The 2,267-nt window shown below is 29.2% G+C and carries 1 protein-coding gene and 2 pseudogenes; all 3 read left to right on the forward strand.

Annotated features, from left to right (window positions below; all coding sequences use genetic code 11):
- A pseudogene (locus D8847_RS10370) lies at positions 1 to 273 on the forward strand (hypothetical protein); the annotation flags it as partial.
- Between the two features lie 4 nt (positions 274 to 277).
- The gene (locus D8847_RS10375; protein ID WP_260467785.1) at positions 278 to 1,891 is read left to right on the forward strand and encodes an AAA family ATPase; all 1,614 of its coding nucleotides are present in this window, start codon (positions 278 to 280) and stop codon (positions 1,889 to 1,891) included.
- A gap of 9 nt (positions 1,892 to 1,900) precedes the next feature.
- A pseudogene (locus D8847_RS10835) lies at positions 1,901 to 2,267 on the forward strand (SMC family ATPase); the annotation flags it as partial.

The following is a 2,267-nucleotide window of genomic DNA, read 5'->3' on the forward strand; positions in this document are numbered from 1 at the left end:
AAATTTGAGAGTGATATGTTTTTTGATACTTCTTATTTTATTGCTATGCAACTAATTATTAAATTACCATTTGTTTCTCTTCATCATTCTGATAATCATTTTGAGATAGTTGAAAATAAAATCCAATCACGAATTGAAATGGAAGGGCTAAATGATCATAAAAAGCAGGTAGATGATATTTTAGAAATTTTTAGTGGAGTTGATATTAGGAAACAACTTGAAGATGAAGCTAGTGGTTTGCTGGATAGCTTAAATCAAATTTTAGGAGACTGAACTTGTGAAGATTAGGAAAATTTTACTTTATAATTTCAAGAACTTTAGAAATGAAACAGTTATTGATTTTAGTGATGGAATAACATTCTTAGTGGGACCAAATGGATATGGTAAAACAACAATTTTTGATGCAATTGAGTTAGGGTTAACTGGTAATCTTTCTCGCATTAATAAAGTTACTGCTGAAAATATTGTATATAATAAGCCATTTTTTCAGAATGAAATTGGTCAGCCGGTAATTATCAAATTGTGGCTAGAAAAAATGAATGGTGAACAACTTGTAATTGTAAGAAAATTAGTAAATAGTTCTACTGATAGTAGCAACTTATTTGCACCTTTGAAGTCTGCCAGTCAGTTTATGTTATTTAGACAAGTGGAAGTAAGCGAGACAAATTTTAGTTCTATAGATCATACTAGTCTGGAAGAGATTACTCAAGGTTCTATTGATGCATTTTTAGGTATTAATGGGAAATATGAGATAGAAAAAATTTTTAATCTATTTAATTATATTCAACAGGAAGAAACAACCTTCTTTCTAAAGCAAACGGAACAAGAAAGAGGCGATAGTTTATCTTTTTTAGTAAAAACGGATAAAGTAGAGAAGAAAATAAAAGATATTAATACCGTAACAAACGTTATTAATAGAAAGATTAGTGATTTAGAGGGAAAATTAAAACACTTAAAACAGCAAGAACTATCGGATGTCCCTTATCATAGATTATTTAATCATAAGGAATTTGTATTTGATTGTGAAACTCCTTTTTCTATTGCTAATCTTGACAAATTATTAATTTATCAAAATACTTTACAAAATATTATTGATTTTAAGAAGAATTTCTCGATAGAGGAGTATAATAGGAAGAGGAAAAGAGATAAAAGAAAACAAGATATTGCTGGTGATAGGGCTATCAAACAAGCATTATATTTTTCAATATTATCTCCCAATATTTTTAAATCAAATTCTCAATGGCTCTGGGAAAAATATACATTAGAGAATACGAGATTATTTGAATACGTACTTTTAGAAAATTATCTTCAATCATTTGACACTATAACTCAAGAATATAGGCGAAGACAGCAATTAAATCAATACTTGGCGTATCTATCNACTGATATCAATCAAATGGCAGCGCAGTCTTTTCAGTATTTTCAAGACGATAGATTATCAAATTATTTTGAATTACTTAAATCTCGAATTACAAGTTATCAGACACTAAGGGAAAGTGTTGGACAAGTAGATAAAAGCTTAAGTGATCTACGACAGTTACGGAGAAAATTAGATAAAAAATTTGATGAACTAAGACAACATAATCATGTTGATGAAAATAAATGTCCATTTTGTAACACACAATTTGCTTCCTACAATGATTTAACGGAGGCATATGATAATTATAAGGCTTATCTGTTTGAAATTTCATCTAGAGATAGTCAGCAATTACAAGAAGTTCAATTATTGTTGAATGAATCAATCCAGCAACTGAAGCAGAAAATCACTGATGAAATAAATAACCTTTCCACGGATGTAGATAAAAATCTATTAGATAAATTACAAGAATTAAAAAGTTCGTATCAAAGTTATTCTCAAAATGTTGAAGGTTTTAAAACTTTTATTCAGTAGTATACAACTATGGTACCATATGAGTTGGGAAGGTTAGAATTTAAAGACTATAACCAGCAGTACCAGTTAAACTTGAAAGAATTTCAATCTAAATTAGTAGTTGATGATGATGTTTATAGGTTGCTAGATAATAATAGCTTGGGGAATATAAGGGAAGAACTGGAGGAGTTAAGAGAAGAATTTCCTGAATTACAGTTTGAAACGTACCAATTGGAATCAACTTCATATTCAAGGATAACTATGGAGATGATTGATAGTCGATTGCATGAATTAAAAAATGCTATTCATTCGGCGGTTGACAATAAATATGCTATTGATGAGAGACTGATGGCAGATGCTGAGAATATATTTCCTACATATTTTCAAAGTAAAGTGG

Source organism: Streptococcus mitis (assembly GCF_003942795.1).
GTDB lineage: Bacteria > Bacillota > Bacilli > Lactobacillales > Streptococcaceae > Streptococcus > Streptococcus mitis_BJ.